This is a genomic window from Nocardia sp. 149-1B (genome assembly GCF_057747975.1).
Genome location: NZ_CM173233.1, coordinates 1239911 through 1262730, shown reverse-complemented (window position 1 = coordinate 1262730; position 22820 = coordinate 1239911). Strand labels below are relative to the sequence as shown.

The window sequence follows — 22820 nt, the reverse complement described above, 5'->3', positions numbered from 1 at the left end:
GGTCCTACCCAGCAACGGCCCGGCTCACTCCTCGGTGCTGGTCTCCTCGGCGGGCTCGCCGGACTCCTCGCCGGACTCCTCGGTCGCGTTCTCGTCCTCGGGCTCGCCGATGGTGCCGTCGGGGCGGAGGTTCTTCAGCTCCACGACGTTGCCGGACGCATCCTTGACCACCGCAGACTCCACGACCCGCGCGAGCGCCTTGCCGCGCAGGATCTCCTGCACGAGCTCGGGGATGTGGTTGTGCTCGAACATGTGGTTCGCGAACTCCTGCGGGTCCTGTCCGGACTGCTGGGCACGCCGCACGAGGTGCTCGGAGAGCTCGGCCTGGTCGATGCCGAACTCCTCCTTCTTCGCGATCTCGTCGAGGAGGAACTGGGCGGCGACCGCGTCACGGACCCGGCGGTCGAGGTCGGCCTCGAACTCCTCCAGGGTCTGGCCCTCGTCCTCGAGGTACTTCTCCATGGTGACGCCGGAGTACATCAGCTGCTGCTCGACGTTCTGGCGGCGGGCGTTGAGCTCGTCGGTGACGACGACCTCGGGGAGCGGCACCTCGACCCGGTCGAGCAGCTGCTCGAGGACGGCGTCGCGGGCGGCGGCGGCCTGCTCGAGGCGACGGCCCCTGCCCAGGCGCTCGCGGACGTCGGCGCGGAGCTCCTCGACGGTGTCGAACTCCGAGGCCATCTGGGCGAACTCGTCGTCGAGCTCGGGCAGCTCCTGCTCCTGGACCTGGCTGACCGTGACGGCGACGTCGACGGGCTGGCCCACGAGGTCGCCCCCGACCAGCTCGGACTGGAAGGTCTTCTCGTCGCCGGCGGCCATGCCGGTCAGCGCCTCGTCGAGACCGTCGAGCATGCCGCCGCGGCCCACGCGGTAGGACATGCCGGACACCTCGGCGCCGTCGATCGCCTCACCCTCGTGGGTCGCCACGAGGTCCATCACGACGAAGTCGCCCTCGGCGGCCGGGCGCTCGACGTCGATCAGGGTCGCGAAGCGCTCGCGGAGCGCCTCGACCTGCTCCTCGACGTCGGCGTCGGTCAGCTCGATGTCGTCGACCTGCGCCTCGACGCCGTCGTAGTCGGGCAGCGCGATCTCGGGCCGGATGTCGACCTCGGCGGTGAACTCGAGGGTCTCGTTGTCCTCGAACTTGGTGACCTCGATCTCCGGCTGCGCGAGCGGCTGGAGGGAGTTGGCCTGGAGCGCCTCGACGTACTTCTGCGGCACGACCTCGTTGATCGCCTCGTCGAGCACGGCGCCGCGGCCGACCTGACGGTCGATGACCATCGGCGGGACCTTGCCGCGCCGGAAGCCGGGGACGTTGATCTGCTGGGCAATCTTCTTGTACGCCGCGTCGAGGCTCGGCTTGAGCTCCTCGAAGGGCACCTCGACAGTCAGCTTGGCCCGGGTCGGGCTCAAGGTCTCGACGGCGCTCTTCACAGGTCTTCTCCTCATGCTTCTCATTGGGTGGGTGTCGGGGCGACAGGACTCGAACCTGCGATCTCCTGCTCCCAAAGCAGGCGCGCTAGCCACTACGCTACGCCCCGCCAAGTGGGCTCCCGGGTCCGCAACGGGTGCGGTCGGTCCCTGCTTGGAGCGGATGACGGGAATCGAACCCGCGTAGCCAGTTTGGAAGACTGGGGCTCTACCATTGAGCTACATCCGCGCACCCGGGGACCAGGTCCCCGGGAACCCCCGAATCCTGCCACACCAGCGCGTGCCCCACCCAACCGAGGGCACCGGCGCGGACAGGCTCGTGGCCCGGTCAGCGGCGGTGCAGCAGCACCAGCGCTCGGTCGTCGTTGTCCGATCCGAGCGACTCCACCAGCCGGTCGGCGCCGCCCTCGAGTCCGTCGCGCAGCAGCCGCTCGGCGTGGCCGAGCATCCGGTCGATGCCCATGCCGATGTCGCGGCGCGGCGTCTCGACCAGGCCGTCGGTGTAGAGCAGCAGCGCGTCCCCGGAGCGCAGCTGCCCGTGCACGACCGTGAACTCGGCGTCCTCGATCAGCCCGAGGACCGGCCCCTCACCCTCGTGCACGGTCCAGCGGCCCGAGCCCGCGTCGAGCTGGGCGGCCGGCGGGTGGCCCGCCGTACGCACCTCGAACGCGCCGGTCTCGGTGTCCAGGGAGAGGTGCACCGCCGTGGCGAACCCCTCCTCCCAGTCCTGCCGGAGCAGGTAGTCGTTGGCCGCCTCGAGGAACTCCCCCGGCGGCAGGGCCCCCAGCAGGCCGCCGAAGGCGCCGGAGAGCAGCAGCGCGCGGGTGCCGGCCTGCTCGCCCTTGCCGGACACGTCCACGACCGCGAGCTCGACCCGGCTGCTGCGGCGCGGCCGGGTCGCCACGACGAAGTCGCCGGCGAACGGCGTGCCGCCCGCAGAGCGGAGCGCCGTCTCCACCAGCCAGCCCTCGGGCAGGGTCGGGACGCCACCCTGGTTGAGGATCCGGTCGCGCAGGTCGACCAGCATCGACTCGCCCAGGACGCCGGCCACCCCGAGCCGGGAGCGCCGGAACGACGTCACCAGCACGATGAAGCACAGCAGGAACACGATCGCGATCGCGAGCACGGTGCGGACCGTGATCTCTTGCTGCGCCCCCACGGTGAACATCAGCATCACCATCAGGAACACCACGAACCACGGCAGGTGCCGGGGCCCGAGCAGCAGGCTGCCGAGCAGCAGCGGGACCATCAGCGCGGTCAGCGGGATGTTCTCGGGCCAGGCCATCACCACGGCGGTGACGACCACCGTCAGCGCGGCGAGCCAGGCCAGGACCCGGCTCTGGGGGGGTACGCCGCGCCCGAGCAGCTGCGACACCGAACGCCGTTGACGCCGGGGCCGCGCGGGCCGGTCCGCCTCGCGGCGTTCGGTCATGATCGTCGGTCCTCGTGCTCGGGGGTGCTCACTGTAGTGCCCGGGAGCGGAACCTGCGCTGGCATCGGGGACACCAGAACAGGTTCCGGCCCTGCAGCTCCGCGGTGCGCACGACCGAGCCGCACACGTGACACGACTGGCCCGTGCGGCGGTAGACGTAGACCTCGCCCCCGTGGTCGTCGCGGCGCGGCGGCCGGCCCATCGCCTCCGGCGTGTGCTCGGGCCGCACCGTGTCGATCCGGCCGGTCCGGACGCCCTCGTGCATGAGCTCGACGAGGTCGTCCCACATCGCCTGCCACTGGCCGACCCGCAGGGTGTTGCCCGGCCGGAGCGGGTCGAGCCCGTGCCGGAACAGCAGCTCGGCACGGTAGACGTTGCCCACGCCCGCCAGCACGGCCTGGTCCATCAGCAGACCACCGATGGGGCCCTTGCTGCGCCGGATCCGGTCCCAGGCGCGACCGGGGTCGGCGTCCTCACGGAGCGGGTCCGGGCCGGAGCGGGCCACGACCGCGTCGCGCTCCTCCCGGGTGACGAGCTCGCAGGTCGTGGCACCACGCAGGTCCGCCCAGGCATGCCAGTCGCGGTCGGCGGCCACCAGGCGCAGCCGCACCTGGCCGATCGCCGGCGGGACCTCGGCGCCGGTCGCCACGTCGAACTTCCCGTACAGGCCCAGGTGGACGTGCACGAAGCGCTCGTCCGGGAACGCGATGAACAGGTGCTTGCCCCACGCCTCGGCGCCGACGAGCACCTGTCCGTCGACGAGCGCGGCGGAGTCCGCGAAGCGTCCCTGCGGGCTCCCGACCCGCACCACCCGGCCCCCGAAGGTCGCGGCGATCTCGTCGGCGAGGCGGTGGAGGGTGTGCCCCTCAGGCATCGCCAGGCAGGGAAGGCAGCTCGTGGGTCGCCTCGTACGCCGCCATCTGGCCGATCCGGCGGACGTGCCGCTCGTCTCCGCTGAACGGCTCGGCGAGGAACATCTCGACGAAGCGCGTCATCTGCTCGAGCGAGTGCATCCGGCCGCCGACCGAGACGACGTTGGCGTCGTTGTGCTGGCGGGCCAGCAGCGCGGTCTGCTCGGACCAGACCAGCGCACACCGGATGCCCGGGACCTTGTTGGCCGCCATCTGCTCGCCGTTGCCGGATCCGCCGATCACGACGCCCAGGCTGTCGGCGCCGGCGGCGCGCTCCTCGGCCACAGCAGCGGCTGCGCGCAGGCAGAAGACCGGGTAGTCGTCGAGCGAGTCGTACTCGTAGGGCCCGTGGTCGACGGGCTCGTAGCCGTGCTCGGTGAGCCAGCGGCTGAGGTGGTCCTTGAGGTCGAGTCCGGCATGGTCGCAGCCCAGGTGCACACGCATGGAGCCCATCCTGTCAGTGATCGTGGATGCGCGAGGATGAGGGCATGGTGGTCTTCGGCTGGCTGGTGCTCTTCCTCGTGTTCGTCGACGAGATCGCCGCGGTCACGGCCTTCGGCGTCTGGGGCTGGGAGTCGTCCGTCCTCGGTGTCCCCGGCTGGGTGCTGGTGTGGCTGCTGCCGGTGCTCGCCGCCTCGACGTGGTACTGGTTCGCCTCCCCGAAGGCGCCGTACGGCGGCCCGGTGCTGCGGCCGGTCGCCAAGGTGCTGGTCTTCGGGCTTGCCTGCCTCGCCCTGTGGGACATCGACCACCACGGCTGGGCGCTGGTGCTCCTGGTGTTCTCGGTCGTCGTGAACGCGCTCGCGATGCTGCCCGGGGTGCGCGCGCTCACCGATGACACGGCCGGCGCGGGTGCGCGCTCGGCGCGCTGAGGATCCGCTTGCGGCGCCCCGGGACGTCGTACGCCTGGAGCAACAGGTAGCACCATCCGCATGACGTCCCGGCGACCAGGAGGCCGCCGTCTCCGGGGTTGATCGGTACTCGGGGCCAGGACGACGGCACCTGCGGTGGAGGCGCCGGGACCAGCGCGATTCCTAACGTCGAGGTCATGACGATCCTGCTCTCGGACCCGCGGGTCCGCGCGGTGCCGGTGGCCGAGACCGGCGAGCCGCTGGTCCGCCTCGACCACGACCTCTCCCCCGTCGGTGCGCTGGTGCGCGCGAGCCTCGCCGATCGGCTCCGGGCCGCGGACGCGGCGCTGCCGCGCGGGGTCCGGCTGCGGGTGATCGAGGGCTACCGGCCCCTGGACGTCCAGCGGGCGATCATCGCGTCGTACGCCGCCGAGGTCCGAGCCCACCACCCGCACGCGGGGGACGCGGAGCTAGAGGTGCTCACCAGCCGCTTCGTGAGCCCGGTCGAGGTGGCGCCGCACGTCGCGGGCGCGGCGGTCGACCTGACGCTCGTGGACGTGTGCGGCGACCAGCTCGACCTCGGCACGGAGATCGACGCCACGCCGGAGCAGAGCGACGGACGGTGCTACTTCGCCGCGGACGGCATCGGCGCCGACGCCCGCGCCCACCGCGACCTGCTCGCCCGGGTGCTCGGCGACCAGGGCCTGGTGAACTACCCGACCGAGTGGTGGCACTGGAGCTTCGGCGACCGCTACTGGGCGCTGACGACCGGCAGCGGCCACGCGCTCTACGGCCCGGTGGCCGCGGAGGTGGCGGCGTGACCGGCCTCGCGACTGCCCCACGGCCCCACGCCGGGTCCGGTCCGCGCCTGGACATCGACCTCGCGGCCATCGCCCACAACACCCGGCTGCTGGCCGAGCGGGCGACCGGCGAGCTGATGGCCGTGGTCAAGGCCGACGGGTTCGGGCACGGCGCGGTCGAGGTGGCTCGGACGGCGCTCGCGAACGGGGCCACCCGGCTGGGCGTGACGAGTCTCGACGAGGCGTTCGCCCTGCGCTCCGCCGGCCTTGCGGCGCCGATCCTCAGCTGGCTCAACCCCGTCGACGCCGACTTCGGCGAGGCCGCCCGCTCGGGGGTCGACCTCGCCGTACCCAGCCTCGCGCACCTCGCCGCCGTGCGGGCGGCCGGGGGCGCCCGGGTGCACCTGCACGTCGACGCGGGCATGGCCCGCGACGGCGCCGAGCCCTCGGTGTGGGGCCAGCTGTGCCGCTCCGCGCGGCGGGCCGAGCAGCGCGGGGAGCTCGAGGTCGTCGGCGTGATGGGCCACCTGGGCTGCGCCGACGACCCGGACGACGAGTGCAACGCCCTGGGCCGCACCCGGTTCGCGTGGGCACTCGAGACCGCGCGGGCGGCCGGGCTACGCCCCACCCACCGGCACCTGGCGGCGACCGCCGCCACCCTGACCGATCCCCGCAGCCACCACACGATGAGCCGCGTCGGCGCGGGGCTGGTCGGCATCGACCCGTCGCGCACGACCCGGCTGCGCCCGGCGATGACGCTCACGGCCCCGGTCGTGCAGATACGCCGCGTCCGCGGCGGGACGCCCGTGGGCTATGGACACACCTACCGGACCGCAGCGTCCACCCACCTCGCGCTGGTGCCGCTGGGGTACGCCGACGGGCTGCCCCGGGTCGCATCCGGACGCGCCGAGGTGCTGGTCCGGGGCCGGCGCCGCCCGGTCGTCGGCCGGATCTCCATGGACCAGCTGGTGGTCGACGTCGGAGACCGGCCGGTGGAGCCCGGCGAGGTCGTCACGGTCTTCGGCCCCGGTGACGCCGGCGAGCCGACGGCCGCCGACTGGGCCGACTGGGCCGGCACCCTCGAGCACGAGATCGTCACCGGCATCGGTGCCCGCGTGCAGCGGACCGTGCGCCGCCCGACGCACCTGCGGAGCCTGTCGTGAGGACCCGCGTCGCGGTGGTCGGCGGCGGCCAGAGCTGCGAGCACGAGGTGTCGCTGGCGTCAGCGGCCGCGGTCGCGGCCGGTCTCGAACCGGATCGGTACGACGTGGTGCCGCTGACGATCGGTCTCGAGGGCACCTGGTGCGACGCCGACGGTCGGCAGCTGACGCTGTCCGATGCCGTGGCAGCCCTGCAGGGCTGCGACGTGGTGTTCCCGGTCGTGCACGGGCCCCACGGAGAGGACGGCACGCTCGCCGCGTTGTGCGAGCTCGCCGGCCTCCCCTACGTCGGGTCCGGGGTGGGCGCGGGTGCGCTCGCCATGGACAAGTGGGCCACGAAGCTCTGCGCCGAGGCGCTCGGCCTTGCCACCGCCCCGGGCCGGCTCGTCACCACGGCGACCGCCGACCAGCTGGCCTGGACCCACCCGGTGGTGGTGAAGCCGGTCGCCGCCGGCTCCAGCAAGGGCGTCGGTCTCGTCCGTGAGCAGCCCGCCCTGGGGGCGGCGCTCGAGGCGGCGCTCGCCCTGGACGACCGCGCCCTCGTCGAGGACGTCGTGGCCGGCCGCGAGATCGACGTCGCGGTCCTCCGGCTCGCCGACGGCACCCTGCTCGCGTCGCCCCCGTTGGAGATCGTCGTCGACGGGCTCTTCGACTTCGAGGCGAAGTACGGCGGGCACGCCGACCTGCGGGTCCCCGCGGAGCTGGACGAGGTCGACGCGAAGGCGCTCGCCGACGCGGCGCTGGCGACGTACGACGCCCTCGGCTGCGACGGCGTCGCGCGCATCGACTTCTTCCTCACCGAGGCGGGGCCGGTGCTCAACGAGGTCAACACCGTGCCGGGCATGACCGAGCACTCCCAGGTGCCGCGGATGTTCGCCGCCGCGGGCCTGTCCTACCCGGACCTGCTCGACGAGCTGGTCCGCGGCGCCCACCGGTGAGCGGCGGACGTCGGCAGCAGGGGCGGATCGACGGGCTCGACCTGCTGCGCGGTCTCGCGATCGGGCTGGTGATGCTGCGCCACGCCCTGCCGGGGCTGTTCCCGGGCGCCGGCGTGGTGGGCGTGGTGATGTTCTTCGCGCTCTCGGGCTACCTGATCACCGGTCTGCTGGAGGACCGTCCGCCCCTGCGGCGCTTCTACGCCCGGCGGGCGTGGCGGCTGGTGCCGCCGCTGCTCGTGCTGGTGGCCGGTGTCGTGGTGGTGACGCTGCTGCTCGACCCGCTCGGGGACCGCGACCAGCTCGGGTGGACGGTGCTGTGGGCGCTGACGTGGACCGGCAACCTGCCGTTCGGGCACGCGAGCGATGCGACGTTCCACCTGTGGACGCTGGCGACCGAGGAGCAGTTCTACCTCGTCTGGCCCGCGACTCTGCTGCTGCTCGGCCGGCGCCGGGGTCTCCTGCTGGCCGCCGCGGCCACGGCTGCAGCCTGCCTCGTCACCACCTGGTGGCTGGCGGAGGACCCCGACCTGGCCTACGCGCTGCCGACCAGCTGGGCGGTCTGCTTCGTGGTCGGTGCGGGCGTGCGGTTGCACCGCGACCGGCTCGTCGTACCGGCCTGGGCGGCACCGGCCGCCCTCGCCGCGATCGGGGTCCTCGGTGTGGTTCCCTTGCGGGGACACGCGCTGACCTACCTGGCAGGAGGCCCGACCATCGCTGCGCTCACCGGGGTGCTGATCCTGGCCTGGCGCCACTGGACCACGGTCACCGGCCCCCTGCGTGCCGTCGTCTGGCTCGGCACCGTCTCGTACGCCGCCTACCTCTGGAACTACCCGCTCTCGCTGTGGCTGCCCGCGCTGCCCGCGGTGGTCCTGACGCTGGTCGCCGCCGCGCTGTCGTGGCGGTACGTCGAGGCGCCGCTCGCGCGTCGCCACCAGCGACGGGTGCTGGTGACGACTGCATGAGCACGGTTCAACGCTGGCTGCCCGACGCCGCACTGGGCCTGACCGTCGCGTTCCTCGGGGTGTTCGAGGTGTTCGCGACCGATCGGTCGGACTTCCGGTGGGCCGACCCCCGCCACCTGGTGCTCGTCTCGCTCGCGATCGGGGTCGCCGTCGCCTGCAGCAGGTGGGCTCCGGCGGTGGGGCTGGTCCTGGTCTGGGTCGTGTGCCTGCTCCAGGTGGAGAGCGACACCCCGATCCTGCTCACCGAGCTCGCGATCGCGATCGTCGCGTTCGGCACCGCCCGGTGGGGCCGAGTCACCACCGTGATCTGCAGCGCGCTCTCGATCCCCCTGGCCGCCGCGGCGGCGGTGATCTTCGTCGGCAACGGCGGCATCGTCCGGGTGCTCGAGCTCGCCGGCGTGACGGCCTTCATCCAGGACGCCTACACCCACGGGGACCGCTGGCAGGTCGGAGCAGCGGTCGCCGGACTGGCCGCCCTCGGCGTGCCCTGGCTGACGGGCCTGGCGTTCCGGTTCTCCGACCGGGCCCGGTTCTCCCAGGTCTCCCAGGTCGCCGCCGAGGTCCGTCGTGACGAGGCCGAGGAGATCGCGCGGTTGCGCGAGGAGCAGGCCAAGCTGGCCCGCGACGTGCACGATGTCGTCGGGCACTCGCTGGCGGTGATCCTGGCGCAGTCGGAGTCCGCGCAGTACCTCAAGGACGCCGACACCGAGGCGCTCAAGAAGACCATGGACAACATCGCGACCACGGCCCGCAGCTCGCTCGACGACATCCGGCAGGTGCTGGCCTCGACCAGCGGCACCGCCGGCCCCCGGCCGGGCAGCACCGACCTCGACAGCCTGGTCGCGGGCGTGCGGGCCAGCGGCCACGAGGTGCTCTCCACGGAGTTCGGCACCCCGCAGCCGCTGCCGCCCGAGCTCGCCACCGTCGCGTTCCGGGTGCTCCAGGAGATGCTCACCAACGCGCTCAAGCACGGTCAGCGCGACGCGCCCGTGCGGGTGGAGCGACACTGGGAGGGAGAGTTGAGGATCGAGGTGCAGAACGTGGTCGAGCCGGAGACCCCCCAGACCCTGGAGACCCAACCGATCGTGGTCACCCCCGCCCCCGTCCCGCCGTCCGGCGGCGGTCAGGGCCTCGACGGGATGCGCCGCCGGCTCGAGTCAGTGGGTGGTCGCCTCGACGTACGGCGGCGCAGCGACCCGCCGACGTTCACGGCAACGGCGTGGCTGCCGGTGCGCAGCCGGTGACCGTGCAGGAACCCACGATCCGGGTGCTGCTGGTGGACGACCAGGAGCTGTTCCGCGAGGGCGTGCGCGTGATCATCGACGCCCAGGGCGGCATGGAGGTCGTCGGTGCGGCGGCCGACGGGCTCGAGGCCGTCGGGCTGGTCGACGAGCTCGAGCCGGACGTGGTGCTGATGGACATCCGGATGCCCGAGATGGACGGGGTCGAGGCGACCCGGCAGATCTTCCTGCCCGACCGTGCCGCGCGCCGCGAGCGGCCGGTGCGCGTGGTCGTGCTGACCACGTTCAACCTCGACGACCGGGCCGCGACGGCGATCCGGTACGGCGCCAGCGGCTTCCTGCTCAAGGGCACCACCCCGGTGATGCTCGCCGACGCGATCCGCACCGTGCACGCGGGCAACGCGGTGCTGGCACCCCAGGACCTCTCCACGCTGCTCGACGGGCAGTTCCGCACCCAGGCCCCCACACCGCCGGCGTACCTCACGCTCACCGAAAAGGAGCGCGAGGTGTTCACCGCGGTCTCGCGGGGGCTGTCCAACACCGAGATCGCGGGGCTGGTCTTCGCCAGCGAGTCGACGGTCAAGACGCACGTGGGCGCGATCCTGCGCAAGCTCGGGCTGCGCGACCGGGTGCAGATCGTCGTGTTCGCGCACGAGCACGGCCTGGTCGCGCCCGGCGGTCCTCTCGGCGGGTCGGGTTCGGGGGCCTGAGCAAGAATGTGGTAGCCGCGGCCGCGCCGGCCCCGGCTCCGCGATCTCTCGGGACCCCCACATGCACTCGATCGACCAGCAGCGACGGCACTTCGTCGTCGTCGCGCCGCTGACGCTGGCGGCGCTGGCGGTCTTCGCCGTGCTGCTCCAGCCGGCGCTGGTCACCCCGGACGTGCGCCAGCTCACCAGCGGGTTCGGGCTGATCCTCAGCGGGGTGTTCCTCTCAATCTCGTGCTGGATGCGCGCGCGGCGCACGATCGGCCGTCGCCGTCGTTCGTGGTTGCTGATCATGGCGGGCGCGCTCGTCGCGATCAGCGGCAACGTGTGGGCCACCGCGATCGGCTCGGACCCGGTGACGTCCCCGAGCGCGTTCAGCGACCTCACGATCACGATCGCTCTCGGGCTGTGCATCGCCGGGGTGCTGGGCTTCCCGAGCGTCCGCCGCCGCGGTGTCGACCTCGTGGTGATCAGCCTCGACGGCCTGGTCGTCGGCGGCGCCGTGCTGATCATCGCCTCCACGCTGGTCTACGACGAGCTCCTCGACCAGACGCGCGGGGGGCTCACCTCCGAGCTCGCCACGCTGCTGATCCCGGTGCTCGACGTGGTGCTGGTGGTCGTCGGAATCCTGCTGATGTTGCGCGCGAACGGCTCGGACCGCCGGGCGCTCGCCCTGCTCGCGTTGGGCTTCCTCGCCTATGCCCTCGCGGACCTGCCGTTCGCGGTCCTCGTCGCGCAGGACGACTTCTCGTTCGGCACCCCCCTCGACCTCGGCTGGATGGTCGGCTACGCCCTGCTCGCCCTGGCGGCCTGGTACCCGAGCACCGAGGTCGACGTGCCAGAGGGGTCCGGGGCCGCCACCGACGTCCGCGACACCGCGTTCGTCTACTTCGTGCTCATGCTCGCGGCAGCCGTCCAGGTGCTCTTCGGCGGCGACGAGCGGCTCGCGCCCCCGACGGCGGTGCTGTGGCTCCTGGTCGCCTCGTCGGCAGCCGGTCGCCAGATCGTCCTGACCCGGGACAACAACGCCCTGCGCCGCGGGCTCGAGCGGCGGGTGCGCGAGCAGACCGCTGACCTGCGCCGGCTGGCGCGCCAGACCGAGGTGCTGCTGACATCGGTGGGCGACGGCATCTACGGCGTCGACGCCGAGGGCCGGATCACGTTCGTCAACCCGTCGGGTGCGCACGCCTTGGGGTACGCCGCCGACGACCTCCTCGGGCGCGCGGCCCACGACACGTTCCACGCCCCGGCCGACGACGAGACGCCGTACCCCTATGCGGGCTGCTACATCGCCGAGGCGATCGACTCGGGCATGAGCACCCTGGCCGAGGAGGACCGCTACCTCCGGGCCGACGGGTCGGCGTTCCCGGTGGAGATCACCGCGAGCCCGCAGGTCGAGGGCCCGCCCGGCAGCCAGACGGTCCGTGGCGCGGTGGTCGTGTTCCGCGACGTGACCGAGCGCCGTGAGGTCGATCGGATGAAGAACGAGTTCATCTCGGTGGTCAGCCACGAGCTGCGCACCCCGCTCACCTCGATCCGGGGCTCCCTCGGGCTGCTGGCCAGCGGCAAGCTCGGCGAGCTGTCCCCCCGCGCCCGGTCGATGGCCACGATCGCGCTCGAGAGCAGCGAGCGGCTCACCCGGCTCATCAACGACATCTTGGACCTCGAGCGCATCGAGTCCGGCAAGCGGACCATGGACATCCGGCCGATCCCCGCCGAGGAGCTGCTCTCCCGCGCGGTGACCGAGATGGCCGGCCAGGCGCAGACGACCGGCGTCCGGCTCGAGGTGGGGCCGAGCCCGGGGCTGGTGCTCGCCGACCCGGACCGGATCGTGCAGACGCTCGCCAACCTGCTCAACAACGCGATCAAGTTCTCGACCGGCGGTCAGCGCGTCGTCCTGGACGCGGCGAGCCACGACGGTGAGGTCGTCTTCCGGGTCCGTGACGAGGGCCGGGGCATCCCGGCCGACAAGCTGGAGTCCATCTTCCAGCGGTTCGAGCAGGTCGACTCCTCCGACGCCCGCCAGAAGGGCGGCACCGGCCTGGGGCTGGCGATCTGCCGCGGGATCGTCGAGGGCCACGGCGGACGGATCTGGGCCGAGAGCGACCCGGGCCACGGCACGACCGTGCTGTTCACGCTGCCGGCCGCCACGCGGAAGGCGCCCGGCCACCACCCGGCACCGGCACGCGCGACCGGTGGGACGGGCCGCCGTACGGGCTGGCGCAAGGCCGCGGAGACGGTGCTGCTCGTCGAGGACGACGACGACCTGGCCCACGTGCTCACGACCTTGCTCACCGGCCGTGCGCTCACCGTCGTGCACGCGTCCGGTGCGTCCGAGGCGGTGCGGCTCGCCCGCGAGGCGCGGCCCCGGGTCATCGTGCTCGACCTGGAGCTGGGCGAGGGCAGCGGGTACGACGTCGTCAGCCAGCTGCGCGAGGACCCGGCGACCGCCGGCCTCGACCTGATCGTCTACAGCGCCTCCGACGTCGAGCCGGGCGAGCGCCCGCGGCTCACGTTGGGCCGCACCGACTTCGTCACCAAGGGCCGGGTCGACCCCGCCGGCCTCGAGGACCGGGTCCTCGAGCGTCTCGAAGCTCCCCAGCCACCAGGAGGAAGCACCGCGTGACCACCCCCTCCCTGCAGGAGGCCGGTCCGGCCGGGCGCCTGCTCGACATCACCGTGCGCACTGCCGCCGGGCGCGGCCGCACCCGACTCTCCGCGTTCGACCGCGCCCTGGTGGAGGCCGGCGTCGCGGACTACAACCTGATCCCGCTCTCCTCGGTGATCCCGCCGCGGAGCACCGTCACCCGCGGCGGTGGCCGGGTCGTCGGGGGACACGGCGACCGGCTCTACTGCGTGGAGTCCCTTGCGTACGCCGAGCGCCCCGGCGAGGAGGTCGCCGCCGGCCTCGGCTGGGTGATCCACCCCGAGATCGGCGGTCTCTTCGTCGAGCACACGGGACCCACCGCGCTGGTCGTCGAGGACCAGATCCGGCTCAGCCTCGGCGACATGGCCGAGGCCCGCGGCGTGGACTTCGGTCCGGTCCACAGCGCGGTGGCCGTCGCCCGCTGCGAGGACCGACCGGTCTGCGCGCTCACGATCGCGGCGTACGCCGTCGCCGGCTGGAGCACCCCGTGAACCACCCGGCGAGCACGAGCATCGAGGTCACCGTCGAGTCGGCCCTCGACCCGGAGACGGCCGAGACCTACTACGCGCTCTACCGCGAGACGTTCGGCGACCTCGAGACCCAGGCCGTGGCCCGCCAGCTCCTGCACCGCCAGGAGTTCCTCGAGGAGATGCACGACCCCCGGGTCGACAAGTACGTCGCGCGGGACGACCGTGGCGCGGCCATCGGGCTCTCGACGCTGACCCACCACCTCGAGACCGTCCCGTGGATCAGCCCGGCGTACTTCCACCACCACTTCCCCGAGCACGCCGCGCGCGACGCGATCTACTACATCGGGTTCACGCTCGTGCAGCATGCGCACCGGCGCAGCCATGTGTTCCAGGCGATGATCGACCGGATGGGGACGGTGCTGGCCGAGGCCCAGGCGGTCGTCGGCTGGGACATCTGCGCCCACAACGACGAAGGCTTCGCGTTCGGCGAGCACGCGGCCCGGGTGCTCGGGCGCTCCGGCGAAGTCACCGTCCGACCGGTGGATCGGCAGACCTACTATCTGGGTACGTTCCACCCATCGGGCCCGACCGAGGGCGCTGAGGAGACGTGATGCCCATGCCGACCGTGCTGGTCGTCGACGACGACGACTCGATCCGCGAGATCACCCAGATGGCGCTCGAGGTCGTCGCCGGCTGGGAGGTGATCGCGGTCGACGGCGGTGCCCGGGCGATCGCCGCCGCGAAGGAGCACCACCCCGATGCCGTGCTGCTCGACCTGATGATGCCCGACGTCGACGGCCGAGCGACCTTCCAAGCGCTGCAGGCCGACGCCAGCACCCGCGACATCCCGGTGGTGCTCCTGACCGCCAAGCTCCAGGTCGGCAGCACCCAGGAGTGGGACGACCTCGCCGTCGCCGGCGTGATCGCCAAGCCCTTCAGCCCGATGACGCTCGGCGACGAGGTCGCGGCGATGGTCGGCTGGACGACCTCGGACTGAGCCGGCTCGGGACGGGGTGCTCAGAACCCGAGGCGGCCGGGCCGGTCGCCGCGCACGACCTCGCCCTTCTGCTGCGCGGTCGAGCGGAGCTCGGCCTGGAAGGCGCGCATCTTCTCCTGCAGGCCCGCGTCCGAGGCGGCCAGGATGCGTACGGCGAGCAGGCCGGCGTTGCGGGCCCCGCCGACCGCGACCGTGGCGACCGGCACGCCGGCCGGCATCTGCACGATCGAGAGCAGCGAGTCCAGCCCGTCGAGGTTCTTCAGCGGCACCGGCACCCCGACCACCGGCAGCGGGGTGACCGCGGCGAGCATGCCCGGCAGGTGCGCGGCTCCCCCGGCGCCCGCGATGATCACCGCGAGACCACGGTCCGCCGCCTCGCGGCCGTAGGCCAGCATCTCCTCGGGCATCCGGTGTGCGGAGACCACGTCGGCCTCGTAGGCGATGTCGAACTCCGCGAGCGCCTCCGCCGCGGCCTTCATCACCGGCCAGTCGGAGTCCGACCCCATCACGATCCCGACACGTGCGTCCGTCATGTCACTCACTACTCACTCTCGTTGCCCAGGTCGCCCCGGAACCACGCGGCGGCGTGCCGCGCCCGCTCCAGGCAGTCGTCGAGGTCGTCGCCGTAGGCGTTCACGTGGCCGACCTTGCGGCCCGGCCGCAGCTCCTTGCCGTACAGGTGCACCCGCAGCATCGGGTCGCGCGCGAGCGCGTGCGGGTAGCCGTCGTACAGCCGGCCGATCGTGGGGTCGTCGCTCCCGAGGATGTTGACCATCACCGTCCACCGCGCCCGCGGGGCGGGCGAGCCGAGCGGCAGGTCCATCACCGCGCGCAGGTGGTTCTCGAACTGCGAGGTCACCGCCCCGTCCTGGGTCCAGTGGCCGGTGTTGTGCGGGCGCATCGCGAGCTCGTTGACCAGCACCCGCCCGTCACGGGTCTCGAAGAGCTCGACGGCTAGCACGCCGGTGACGTCGAGGGCGCCCGCGACGCGCAGCGCGATCTCCTGCGCCTCGCCGGCCAGGCCCGGGTCGAGATCGGGCGCCGGGGCGATCACCTCGCGGCAGACGCCGTCGACCTGGGTGGACGCGACGACGGGGTACGCCGCGGCCTGGCCGCTGGGCGCGCGCACCACGAGGGCGGACAGCTCACGGCGGAACTCGACGAGCTCCTCGGCGAGCAGCCGCACCTCGGCCTCGGCGGCGGCACGGAACGGCTCCTCGCAGTCGCCCGAGGAGCGCACGAACCACACCCCCTTGCCGTCGTACCCTCCGCGCGAGGTCTTGAGGACGCACGGGAAGCCGAAGGCCTCCACGTCGGCGACGGTCCTGACGACCGCGTTGCGCGGGCACGGCACGCCGAGCTCGGCCAGGCGCTCTCGCATGACCGCCTTGTCCTGGGCGTGCACGAGCGCGTGCGGGCCCGGGCGGACGGCGATCCCGTCCTCCTCGAGGGCGTGCAGGTGCTCGGTGGGGACGTGCTCGTGGTCGAAGGTCACCACCGGGCACCCGGCGGTGACCGTGCGCAACGTGTCCAGGTCGCGGTAGTCCCCGACGAGGTGGTCGGGGATCACCTGGGCGGCCGAGACGCCCTCGCCCTCGGCGAGCAGACGCAGCGGGAGGCCGAGAGCGTTGGCGGGCGCGGCCATCATCCTGGCCAGCTGACCGCCGCCGATCACGGCGAGGGTCGGAGCGGGGCTGGGCACGCCGGAACTCTAGACGAACGGCGTCAGCCGGAGTGGTCCTCGGTCTCGAACCGCAGGCCCTCGCCGCGGATCGTGGTGATCAGGCGCGGGTGCCGGCTGTCGTCGCCGAGCTTGCGCCGCACCCAGCCCAGGTGCACGTCGATGGTCTTCGACGAGGTCCAGAACGTCGTGTGCCAGACCTCACGCATCAGGTCGTCTCGGCTCACGATCTCACCGGCGCGCTCCATCAGCGCATAGACCAGGTCGAACTCCTTGCGGGACAGCACGATCTCCTTGGATCCACGCCAGGTCCGCCGCGAGACCGGATCGAGCCGGATGTCCTGCACCTCGATCACCTTCCCACCGTAGGAAGGTGGGGAGCCCGCGGTGGGGTAATAGCGGAATTTTACTTTGGGCCGCGACCGGTCAGGACCGGCGAACCGCCACCGGCTCCACGATCCCGAACCCGCGCACCGGGCGAGCGGGCAACGGCCGGGTCTCGAACTCGTCCTCCGGCAGCAGCAGGGCGGTGGCCGAGTCGATGATGATCCGGTTGCGGCGGGCGACCGCCGTCAGGCGCGCGGCGAGGTTGACCGGAGGGCCGAACACGTCGCCCAGCCGCATCACCACCGAGCCGCTGGCCAGGCCGAGGCGTACGTCGGGCATCCGGGAGTCGCGGCCGACGACGTTGATGATCCCCTCGGCGGTGTCGTAGGCGCGCACGGGATCGTCGTTCACGAACAGCACCGAGTCACCGATGCTCTTGATGACCCGGCCACGCTGGGAGGCCACCACGTCGGAGCAGCGGGACTCGAACAGCTCGACCAGGTCCCCGATGCGCTCCTCACTGAGGCGGTTGGAGAGCGCGGTGAAGCTGACGATGTCGGCGAAGCCCACCGTGAGCTGGACCGTGTTGAGGTCCTCCTCGTTGGCACGCAGAGCCTCGACGCGCGCGACCGCGGCCGCGAGGTGGCGCCGCCAGACGTAGACGAGCAGCTCCTCGAAGGGCTGGTTGATCTCGTCGATGAGCCGGATCGCGGAGCCGAGCCGGCTGCCGGTGGCTTCGTCGCCGGCCTCGAGCTCCTCGACGCGGTGGACGAGCGTGGCCACCTCCCAGTCGGCGAGCCGCGCCATCGTCTGACCGACCGCCCGGGTGAGGTTGACCGCCATGTCGAAGTCGATGGCGCCCGAGGCGACCACCCCGAGCAGCGTGGAGAGCGCGTCGGCGTCGGCGTCGGTGAAGGCCGTCTCGAGCCCGTGCTCGGGGAAGCCGAGGGCGCGCCACAGCCGCCGGGCCTCGGCGACGGTCACGCCGGTGCGTGCGGCGACCTCCTGGGCGTTGAAGGCGGGGTTCTCACCGAGGATCGCCCGTTCCAGGTCCTCGGAGCTCGGCGCCGGGTCGGCGCCGGGCCCGGGGCCGTCAGGTTCCGTCATGTCCCGCCGTGGGGTTGTTGACGCTCTGGAGCATCGCGTTGACCTTGCGCTGGGTCTCCTCGACCCGCGGGATGTCGTGCAGCCGGATCTGCCCGTGCTCGCTGGCGTCGGAGATGATCAGGGTGCCGCAGCCGAGCATCCGGTCGATCAGCCCGAACTCGTAGGCGATGTCACTGATCCGGGCGAGCGGCATGTCGTGGCCGCGGCGCACCAGCACCCCGCTGCGGGTGATCAGCCGCCGGTTGGTGAACGTGTAGCTGGCGGTCGCCCAGATGATCACCGGGCGGAGCACGAACCAGATCGCGGCGAGCGCGACCAGCGCCCAGATCACCAGCGTGACCGTGCCGTTGTCGACCTTGACCTGCGCGAACGTGCCGATCGCGAGCAGGACGACGAGCACCAGCAGCGGGAGGATCAGTGCCTTGACGTGCGTGCGGGTGTCGACGACGACGGTCTCACCCTCGTTGAGCAGCTTGTGAGAGATGGCCACGGGCCGATCATGTCACTGATCGGCGCCGGAAGTGGCGGAGCGCACATGGACCACGTCGCCGGCCCCGACGACGGCGTCGCCCTCGGCGGTCCGGACGACCAGCCGCCCCGCGTCGTCGATGCCGGTGGCGCGGCCGGTCAGCACGCTGCCACCCGGCAGGTCGACCCGCACGTCACGCCCGACGGTGACACAGGCGGCGGCGTACGACGCGCGCAGCCGGCCGGTCGCGTCGACGCCACCGGTCTGCCAGACGCCGTAGGCCTCGTCCAGCGAGCGGAGCAGCTCGACGAGCAGGTGGGTGCGGTCGGGGGCACTCCCGGACTCGAGCGCCAGCGAGGTGGCGGTGGGCACGGGCAGCTCGTCGGCGGTGAGGCTGACGTTGAGCCCGACCCCGATGACGGCCGCGGGGCCGGCGGGGGTCTCGACCCGCTCGACGAGGATGCCCACGAGCTTGCGGTCGCCGATCAGCACGTCGTTGGGCCACTTGACGCCCGCGTCGTACCCCTCGGCCCGCAGGGTCTTGGCCACCGTGTGCCCGGTGAGCAGCGGCAGCCACGGCCAGTCGGCCGCGGGCACCGTCGGACGGACCAGCAGGGAGAACGTGAGCGACGAGCGTGGGGGCGTCTCCCACGAGCGGTCGAGACGCCCACGACCCGCGGTCTGGTGCTCGGCCACCACGACCAGGCCCTCGTCCGCGCCCGCCCGGGCGCGCTCGGCGGCGACCGCGTTCGTCGACGTCGCGGTCTCGAGGACCTCCACCACGAGATCGGGGGCCAGCCGCGCGAGCGGGGCCGGATCGAGTGATGAGCGTCGCACCGGGTCTGTGGTCACGGGCACTACATTGACCCACGGTCCCAACCCCCCGCCACCGAGGAGCCCCGGACAGATGGCACAGCCGACGTCAGAGACAGCGAGCACGCCCGACTCCCCCGACATCCACACGACGGCGGGCAAGATCGCCGACCTGGACCGCAGGCTCGACGAGGCGGTGCACGCCGGCTCGGCGAAGGCCGTCGAGAAGCAGCACGCCAAGGGGCGCAAGACCGCACGGGAGCGGATCGGGATGCTGTTCGACGAGGGCTCCTTCGTCGAGCTCGACGAGCTCGCCCGGCACCGGTCGACGGCGTTCGGCCTGGAGAAGAACCGGCCCTACGGCGACGGCGTCATCACCGGCTACGGCACCGTCGACGGCCGCCAGGTGTGCGTGTTCTCCCAGGACTTCACGGTCTTCGGCGGGTCGCTGGGCGAGGTCTACGGCGAGAAGATCACCAAGGTCATGGACCTCGCGATCAAGACCGGCTGCCCGATCATCGGCATCAACGAGGGCGCCGGTGCGCGGATCCAGGAGGGCGTGGTCTCGCTCGGCCTGTACGGCGAGATCTTCCGCCGCAACGTGCACGCCTCGGGCGTCATCCCGCAGATCAGCCTGATCATGGGCTCCTGCGCCGGCGGGCACGTCTACTCCCCCGCGGTCACCGACTTCACCGTGATGGTCGACGGCACCTCCAACATGTTCATCACCGGGCCCGACGTCATCAAGACCGTCACCGGCGAGGACGTCTCGATGGAGGACCTGGGCGGTGCGCGCACCCACAACACCAAGTCCGGCAACGCCCACTACCTCGGCTCGGACGAGGAGGACGCGATCGAGTACGTCAAGGCGCTGCTGTCCTACCTGCCGCAGAACAACCTCGACGAGGTCCCGGCGTACGACGATGCCGCGGACACCGAGTTCACCGACCTCGACCGCACCCTCGACACGATCATCCCGGACTCCCCCAACCAGCCCTACGACATGCACGAGGTCATCCGCGCCTCGCTCGACGACCAGGAGTTCCTCGAGGTCCAGGAGCTGTTCGCGCCCAACATCGTGGTCGGCTTCGGCCGGGTCGAGGGCCACTCCGTGGGCGTGGTGGCCAACCAGCCGATGCAGTTCGCCGGCACGCTCGACATCGACGCCTCGGAGAAGGCCGCCCGGTTCGTGCGGTTCTGCGACGCGTTCAACATCCCCGTGCTGACGTTCGTCGACGTCCCGGGCTTCCTGCCCGGCACCGACCAGGAGTGGAACGGCATCATCCGCCGCGGCGCGAAGCTCATCTACGCCTACGCCGAGGCGACGGTCCCGTTGATCACGGTCATCACCCGCAAGGCCTACGGCGGCGCCTACGACGTGATGGGCTCCAAGCACCTCGGCGCCGACATCAACGTCGCCTGGCCCACCGCCCAGATCGCGGTGATGGGCGCACAGGGCGCGGCGAACATCGTCTACCGCAAGGAGCTGGCGGCGATCGAGGCCGAGGGCGGCTCCCCCGAGATGGTCGAGTCGCGCCGGGCGGAGCTCATCGACGAGTACGAGATGACGCTGGCCAACCCCTACATCGCGGCCGAGCGCGGCTACATCGACGCCGTCATCACCCCCCACGAGACCCGCCTCGAGATCGTCCGCGCCCTCCGCCTCCTGCGCTCCAAGCGGGAGTCATTGCCCGCGAAGAAGCATGGAAATATCCCCCTCTAGAAGACACACCCGCACCCCGGGAAGTGCGCCGAGTCGGCGCCAGTAGCTGAGGGGAGCACCAGCACCCCGGGCAGTGCGCCGAGTCGGCGCCGCGCAAACCGCAAGACGAAAGGCAAACGGTGAGCGAAGAGATGGGCAAGACCACCGCAAGCGCCGAGCGTACGGAGACCACACACGCCGACCCGACCACCGCAACGCACGAGCCCACGGCGACCACGAACATCGACCCAGCCTCCGACACCACCACCACCCAGCCACCCCTCCTCCGCATCGTGAAGGGCGACACGACGCCGGAGGAGGTGGCGGCGCTGGTGGCGGTGTTCGCGGCACTGCGCACCGACGAGCCGCCGGCACGCAGGCCGACGCCCGCGTGGGCGGCGCCGCACCGCAAGGTCCGCCGTACGCTCCCCCACGGCCCGGGCGGGTGGCGCGCGAGCGCCCTGCCGCGCTGACCCGCCCACCCTGCGGGGTGGAGTTGGCGAAGAACGCCGCATCGCCTGGTCCAGACCACTAGGCTCGCGAATTGGGCGAATCTTTGAGGTTTACCGGGTGGCGTCTTGAGGTGCGTTCCCGAGACTGGTTCAACCAGCACACCGGGCGGGCCGCGGACGCGGCCCGTGCGCGACGGGAGACGACAGGCGTGAACGCGACCAACATGGGCAGCACGGGGCCAGAGGGCTGGCCGCCGGGCTACGCGCCGGCGACCGATGAGCGCCCCTACGTCCGCACCGCCGACCCGGGTCTCGCGGCCTACGAGCCACAGTTCCTCGGCGAGGTCGACGAGCTGCCGACGTACCGGCCCACGGTGGGCTGCATCATCCCCGCCTACAACGAGGCCGAGACGATCGCGGGCGTGCTGGACTCGCTGCTCCAGCAGACCCGGATCCCCGACGCCATCCACGTGGTGATCAACAACACCAGCGACGACTCCGTCGAGATCGCCAGCCACTACGCCGGACCCCAGACGCGGATGACCGCCACCGGTGAGCAGAGCACGGTCATCTACGTCCACGACATCGGCAAGAACCCCGACAAGAAGGTCGGCGCGCTCAACTACGGCTACTCCCTCGTCGAGACGATGGACTACCTCCTCGGCGTCGACGGCGACACCACGCCCGAGCCGGACGCCGTGCAGCACCTGGTCGAGGAGATCGCCAGCGACGACCGCATCGGCGGCATCTCGGCGATCTACTCGATCGACGACAGCGCGCTCGACGGGTGGATGTCGAAGTTCCTCATCGCCGGGCAGCGCGCGCAGTTCTCGGCGTTCAACATGCAGAACCTGCTCAAGGGCCGCAACATGGCGGTCCTCGGCGGACAGTTCTCGATCTTCTCCACCCAGGCGCTGCGCGACGTGATGCGCGACAGTCACCAGCGCACCCCGTGGGTCAACGACAGCGAGGTCGAGGACTCCCTGCTGTCGCTGCAGATCAAGAGCGCCGGCTACCTCACGAAGATCAGCGCCCGCGCTCGCGCCCACGTGGGCGGCATGACCACGCTGCGCTCGCTGGACGCCCAGCAGGTGAAGTGGAACTTCGGTGCCATCGACCTGATGTGGCCCGGTCAGCGCGGCGACACGAAGGGCCAGCCCTTCCACCCCAACCTGCGGCTGCGCTGGTTCGAGCACATGTCGATGATCATCAACATCACGACCCGCACGCTGTTCGTGCTGCTGCTCGCGGGCTCGCTGAACATCTCGGCGTTCGTGTTCAGCCCGTGGTGGTTGCTCCCGCCGCTCGCCGCGGTCTGGCTGAACTTCCGGGTCGCCCGGTCGATGGCGTTCGCCAACCGCCGGGACTATCTCTTCGCGCTGCTGATCTTCCCTGCCGAGCTCTACATGCTGATCCGGATGGGGCACTTCCTCCGGGCCTGGCTGAAGTTCTTCAGCCGCCAGCAGACCGACAACTGGGCCGCCCAGGCGAAGGCAGAGCGCGGCAAGGGCATCGCGTGGATGTACCCGTTCGTCGCGTTCGTCGTCATCTTCGTCGCGTTCTACGCGGTCTGGTCGCAGCTGCTCTCCATCCCGCTACGGTCCGACATCCTCGCCGTCGTGTGGCCGATCCTCGGCGTGATCACCGTCCTCCAGACCGCCTGGATGATCATCAAGTCCCTGAAGCGCTACCGCGGCTTCAAGGCCTGACGCTCCCGTTCTC

24 protein-coding genes and 2 tRNA genes are annotated in these 22820 nt (G+C 72.0%); 14 read left to right on the top strand and 12 right to left on the bottom strand.

Annotation, left to right across the window (positions count from 1 at the left end; translation table 11 throughout):
• Positions 1-24 precede the first annotated feature (24 nt).
• The 6 genes from tig to AC3ANS_RS06020 form a co-directional block, all read right to left on the bottom strand.
• Entirely contained in the window at positions 25-1434 is a 1410-nt protein-coding gene (gene tig, locus AC3ANS_RS06045; protein ID WP_488295264.1) for a trigger factor, read from the bottom strand.
• A gap of 34 nt (positions 1435-1468) precedes the next feature.
• Positions 1469-1541 (bottom strand) — tRNA-Pro (locus AC3ANS_RS06040).
• Between the two features lie 45 nt (positions 1542-1586).
• A tRNA-Gly gene (locus tag AC3ANS_RS06035) sits at positions 1587-1660 on the bottom strand.
• A gap of 99 nt (positions 1661-1759) precedes the next feature.
• Positions 1760-2863: a PP2C family protein-serine/threonine phosphatase gene (locus AC3ANS_RS06030; RefSeq protein ID WP_488295263.1), complete on the bottom strand. Its 1104-nt coding sequence runs from the start codon at positions 2861-2863 to the stop codon at positions 1760-1762.
• A gap of 28 nt (positions 2864-2891) precedes the next feature.
• A complete protein-coding gene (locus tag AC3ANS_RS06025) occupies positions 2892-3737 on the bottom strand; it encodes an Fpg/Nei family DNA glycosylase (protein WP_488295262.1) in 846 nt (281 codons plus the stop codon).
• Complete coding sequence (locus tag AC3ANS_RS06020; protein ID WP_488295261.1) at positions 3730-4218, bottom strand: ribose-5-phosphate isomerase; 489 nt, start codon at positions 4216-4218, stop codon at positions 3730-3732. The genes AC3ANS_RS06025 and AC3ANS_RS06020 overlap by 8 nt, the downstream gene beginning before the upstream one ends.
• 26 nt (positions 4219-4244) lie before the next feature.
• On the opposite strand from AC3ANS_RS06020, the gene AC3ANS_RS06015 reads away from it, so the two are divergent.
• The 11 genes from AC3ANS_RS06015 (at position 4245) to AC3ANS_RS05965 (ending at position 14547) form a co-directional block, all read left to right on the top strand.
• Complete coding sequence (locus AC3ANS_RS06015; RefSeq protein WP_488295260.1) at positions 4245-4646, top strand: YrdB family protein; 402 nt, start codon at positions 4245-4247, stop codon at positions 4644-4646.
• A gap of 176 nt (positions 4647-4822) precedes the next feature.
• Entirely contained in the window at positions 4823-5446 is a 624-nt protein-coding gene (locus AC3ANS_RS06010) for a M15 family metallopeptidase (RefSeq protein ID WP_488295259.1), read from the top strand.
• Positions 5443-6588 carry an alanine racemase gene (alr, locus tag AC3ANS_RS06005; protein WP_488295258.1) on the top strand — a complete coding sequence of 382 codons (1146 nt, stop codon included), beginning with the start codon at positions 5443-5445 and terminating at the stop codon, positions 6586-6588. The genes AC3ANS_RS06010 and alr overlap by 4 nt, the downstream gene beginning before the upstream one ends.
• Positions 6585-7523 (top strand): D-alanine--D-alanine ligase family protein, encoded by a 939-nt coding sequence (locus tag AC3ANS_RS06000; RefSeq protein ID WP_488295257.1) that lies wholly within the window; start codon positions 6585-6587, stop codon positions 7521-7523. Before alr ends, AC3ANS_RS06000 begins: the two co-directional genes overlap by 4 nt.
• Positions 7520-8485, top strand: a complete 966-nt coding sequence (locus AC3ANS_RS05995; protein ID WP_488295256.1) for an acyltransferase family protein — start codon at positions 7520-7522, stop codon at positions 8483-8485. The genes AC3ANS_RS06000 and AC3ANS_RS05995 overlap by 4 nt, the downstream gene beginning before the upstream one ends.
• On the top strand, positions 8482-9729 hold the full coding sequence (locus tag AC3ANS_RS05990) for a sensor histidine kinase (protein WP_488295255.1): 1248 nt from the start codon (positions 8482-8484) through the stop codon (positions 9727-9729). The genes AC3ANS_RS05995 and AC3ANS_RS05990 overlap by 4 nt, the downstream gene beginning before the upstream one ends.
• Complete coding sequence (locus tag AC3ANS_RS05985) at positions 9705-10436, top strand: response regulator (protein WP_488295254.1); 732 nt, start codon at positions 9705-9707, stop codon at positions 10434-10436. Before AC3ANS_RS05990 ends, AC3ANS_RS05985 begins: the two co-directional genes overlap by 25 nt.
• Positions 10437-10497: 61 nt before the next feature.
• Positions 10498-13059 (top strand): ATP-binding response regulator, encoded by a 2562-nt coding sequence (locus tag AC3ANS_RS05980; RefSeq protein WP_488295253.1) that lies wholly within the window; start codon positions 10498-10500, stop codon positions 13057-13059.
• A complete protein-coding gene (locus AC3ANS_RS05975; protein ID WP_488295252.1) occupies positions 13056-13571 on the top strand; it encodes a pyruvoyl-dependent arginine decarboxylase in 516 nt (171 codons plus the stop codon). The genes AC3ANS_RS05980 and AC3ANS_RS05975 overlap by 4 nt, the downstream gene beginning before the upstream one ends.
• A complete protein-coding gene (locus tag AC3ANS_RS05970; protein ID WP_488295251.1) occupies positions 13568-14161 on the top strand; it encodes a hypothetical protein in 594 nt (197 codons plus the stop codon). The genes AC3ANS_RS05975 and AC3ANS_RS05970 overlap by 4 nt, the downstream gene beginning before the upstream one ends.
• The gene (locus tag AC3ANS_RS05965) at positions 14161-14547 is read left to right on the top strand and encodes a response regulator (protein ID WP_488295250.1); all 387 of its coding nucleotides are present in this window, start codon (positions 14161-14163) and stop codon (positions 14545-14547) included. Before AC3ANS_RS05970 ends, AC3ANS_RS05965 begins: the two co-directional genes overlap by 1 nt.
• A gap of 20 nt (positions 14548-14567) precedes the next feature.
• On the opposite strand, the gene purE is transcribed toward AC3ANS_RS05965, so the two are convergent.
• The 6 genes from purE to AC3ANS_RS05935 all read right to left on the bottom strand — a co-directional run bounded on the left by purE (position 14568) and on the right by AC3ANS_RS05935 (position 18983).
• Complete coding sequence (gene purE / locus AC3ANS_RS05960) at positions 14568-15080, bottom strand: 5-(carboxyamino)imidazole ribonucleotide mutase (protein WP_488295249.1); 513 nt, start codon at positions 15078-15080, stop codon at positions 14568-14570.
• 8 nt (positions 15081-15088) lie between these two features.
• Positions 15089-16249, bottom strand: a complete 1161-nt coding sequence (locus tag AC3ANS_RS05955) for a 5-(carboxyamino)imidazole ribonucleotide synthase (protein ID WP_488295248.1) — start codon at positions 16247-16249, stop codon at positions 15089-15091.
• A gap of 23 nt (positions 16250-16272) precedes the next feature.
• Positions 16273-16584 carry a winged helix-turn-helix domain-containing protein gene (locus tag AC3ANS_RS05950; protein ID WP_488295247.1) on the bottom strand — a complete coding sequence of 104 codons (312 nt, stop codon included), beginning with the start codon at positions 16582-16584 and terminating at the stop codon, positions 16273-16275.
• Positions 16585-16654: 70 nt separating this feature from the next.
• A complete protein-coding gene (locus tag AC3ANS_RS05945) occupies positions 16655-17662 on the bottom strand; it encodes an adenylate/guanylate cyclase domain-containing protein (RefSeq protein WP_488295246.1) in 1008 nt (335 codons plus the stop codon).
• A complete protein-coding gene (locus AC3ANS_RS05940; RefSeq protein WP_488295245.1) occupies positions 17649-18152 on the bottom strand; it encodes a PH domain-containing protein in 504 nt (167 codons plus the stop codon). The genes AC3ANS_RS05945 and AC3ANS_RS05940 overlap by 14 nt, the downstream gene beginning before the upstream one ends.
• 12 nt (positions 18153-18164) lie before the next feature.
• Positions 18165-18983, bottom strand: a complete 819-nt coding sequence (locus tag AC3ANS_RS05935) for a biotin--[acetyl-CoA-carboxylase] ligase (protein ID WP_488295244.1) — start codon at positions 18981-18983, stop codon at positions 18165-18167.
• A 55-nt stretch (positions 18984-19038) separates the two neighbouring features.
• Here AC3ANS_RS05935 and AC3ANS_RS05930 point away from each other — a divergent pair, with 55 nt between their 5' ends.
• The 3 genes from AC3ANS_RS05930 to AC3ANS_RS05920 all read left to right on the top strand — a co-directional run bounded on the left by AC3ANS_RS05930 (position 19039) and on the right by AC3ANS_RS05920 (position 22807).
• The gene (locus tag AC3ANS_RS05930; RefSeq protein WP_488295243.1) at positions 19039-20667 is read left to right on the top strand and encodes an acyl-CoA carboxylase subunit beta; all 1629 of its coding nucleotides are present in this window, start codon (positions 19039-19041) and stop codon (positions 20665-20667) included.
• A 119-nt stretch (positions 20668-20786) separates the two neighbouring features.
• Positions 20787-21119 (top strand): acyl-CoA carboxylase subunit epsilon, encoded by a 333-nt coding sequence (locus AC3ANS_RS05925; RefSeq protein WP_488295242.1) that lies wholly within the window; start codon positions 20787-20789, stop codon positions 21117-21119.
• Between the two features lie 188 nt (positions 21120-21307).
• Complete coding sequence (locus tag AC3ANS_RS05920; RefSeq protein ID WP_488295241.1) at positions 21308-22807, top strand: glycosyltransferase family 2 protein; 1500 nt, start codon at positions 21308-21310, stop codon at positions 22805-22807.
• The last annotated feature ends 13 nt before the right edge of the window (positions 22808-22820 follow it).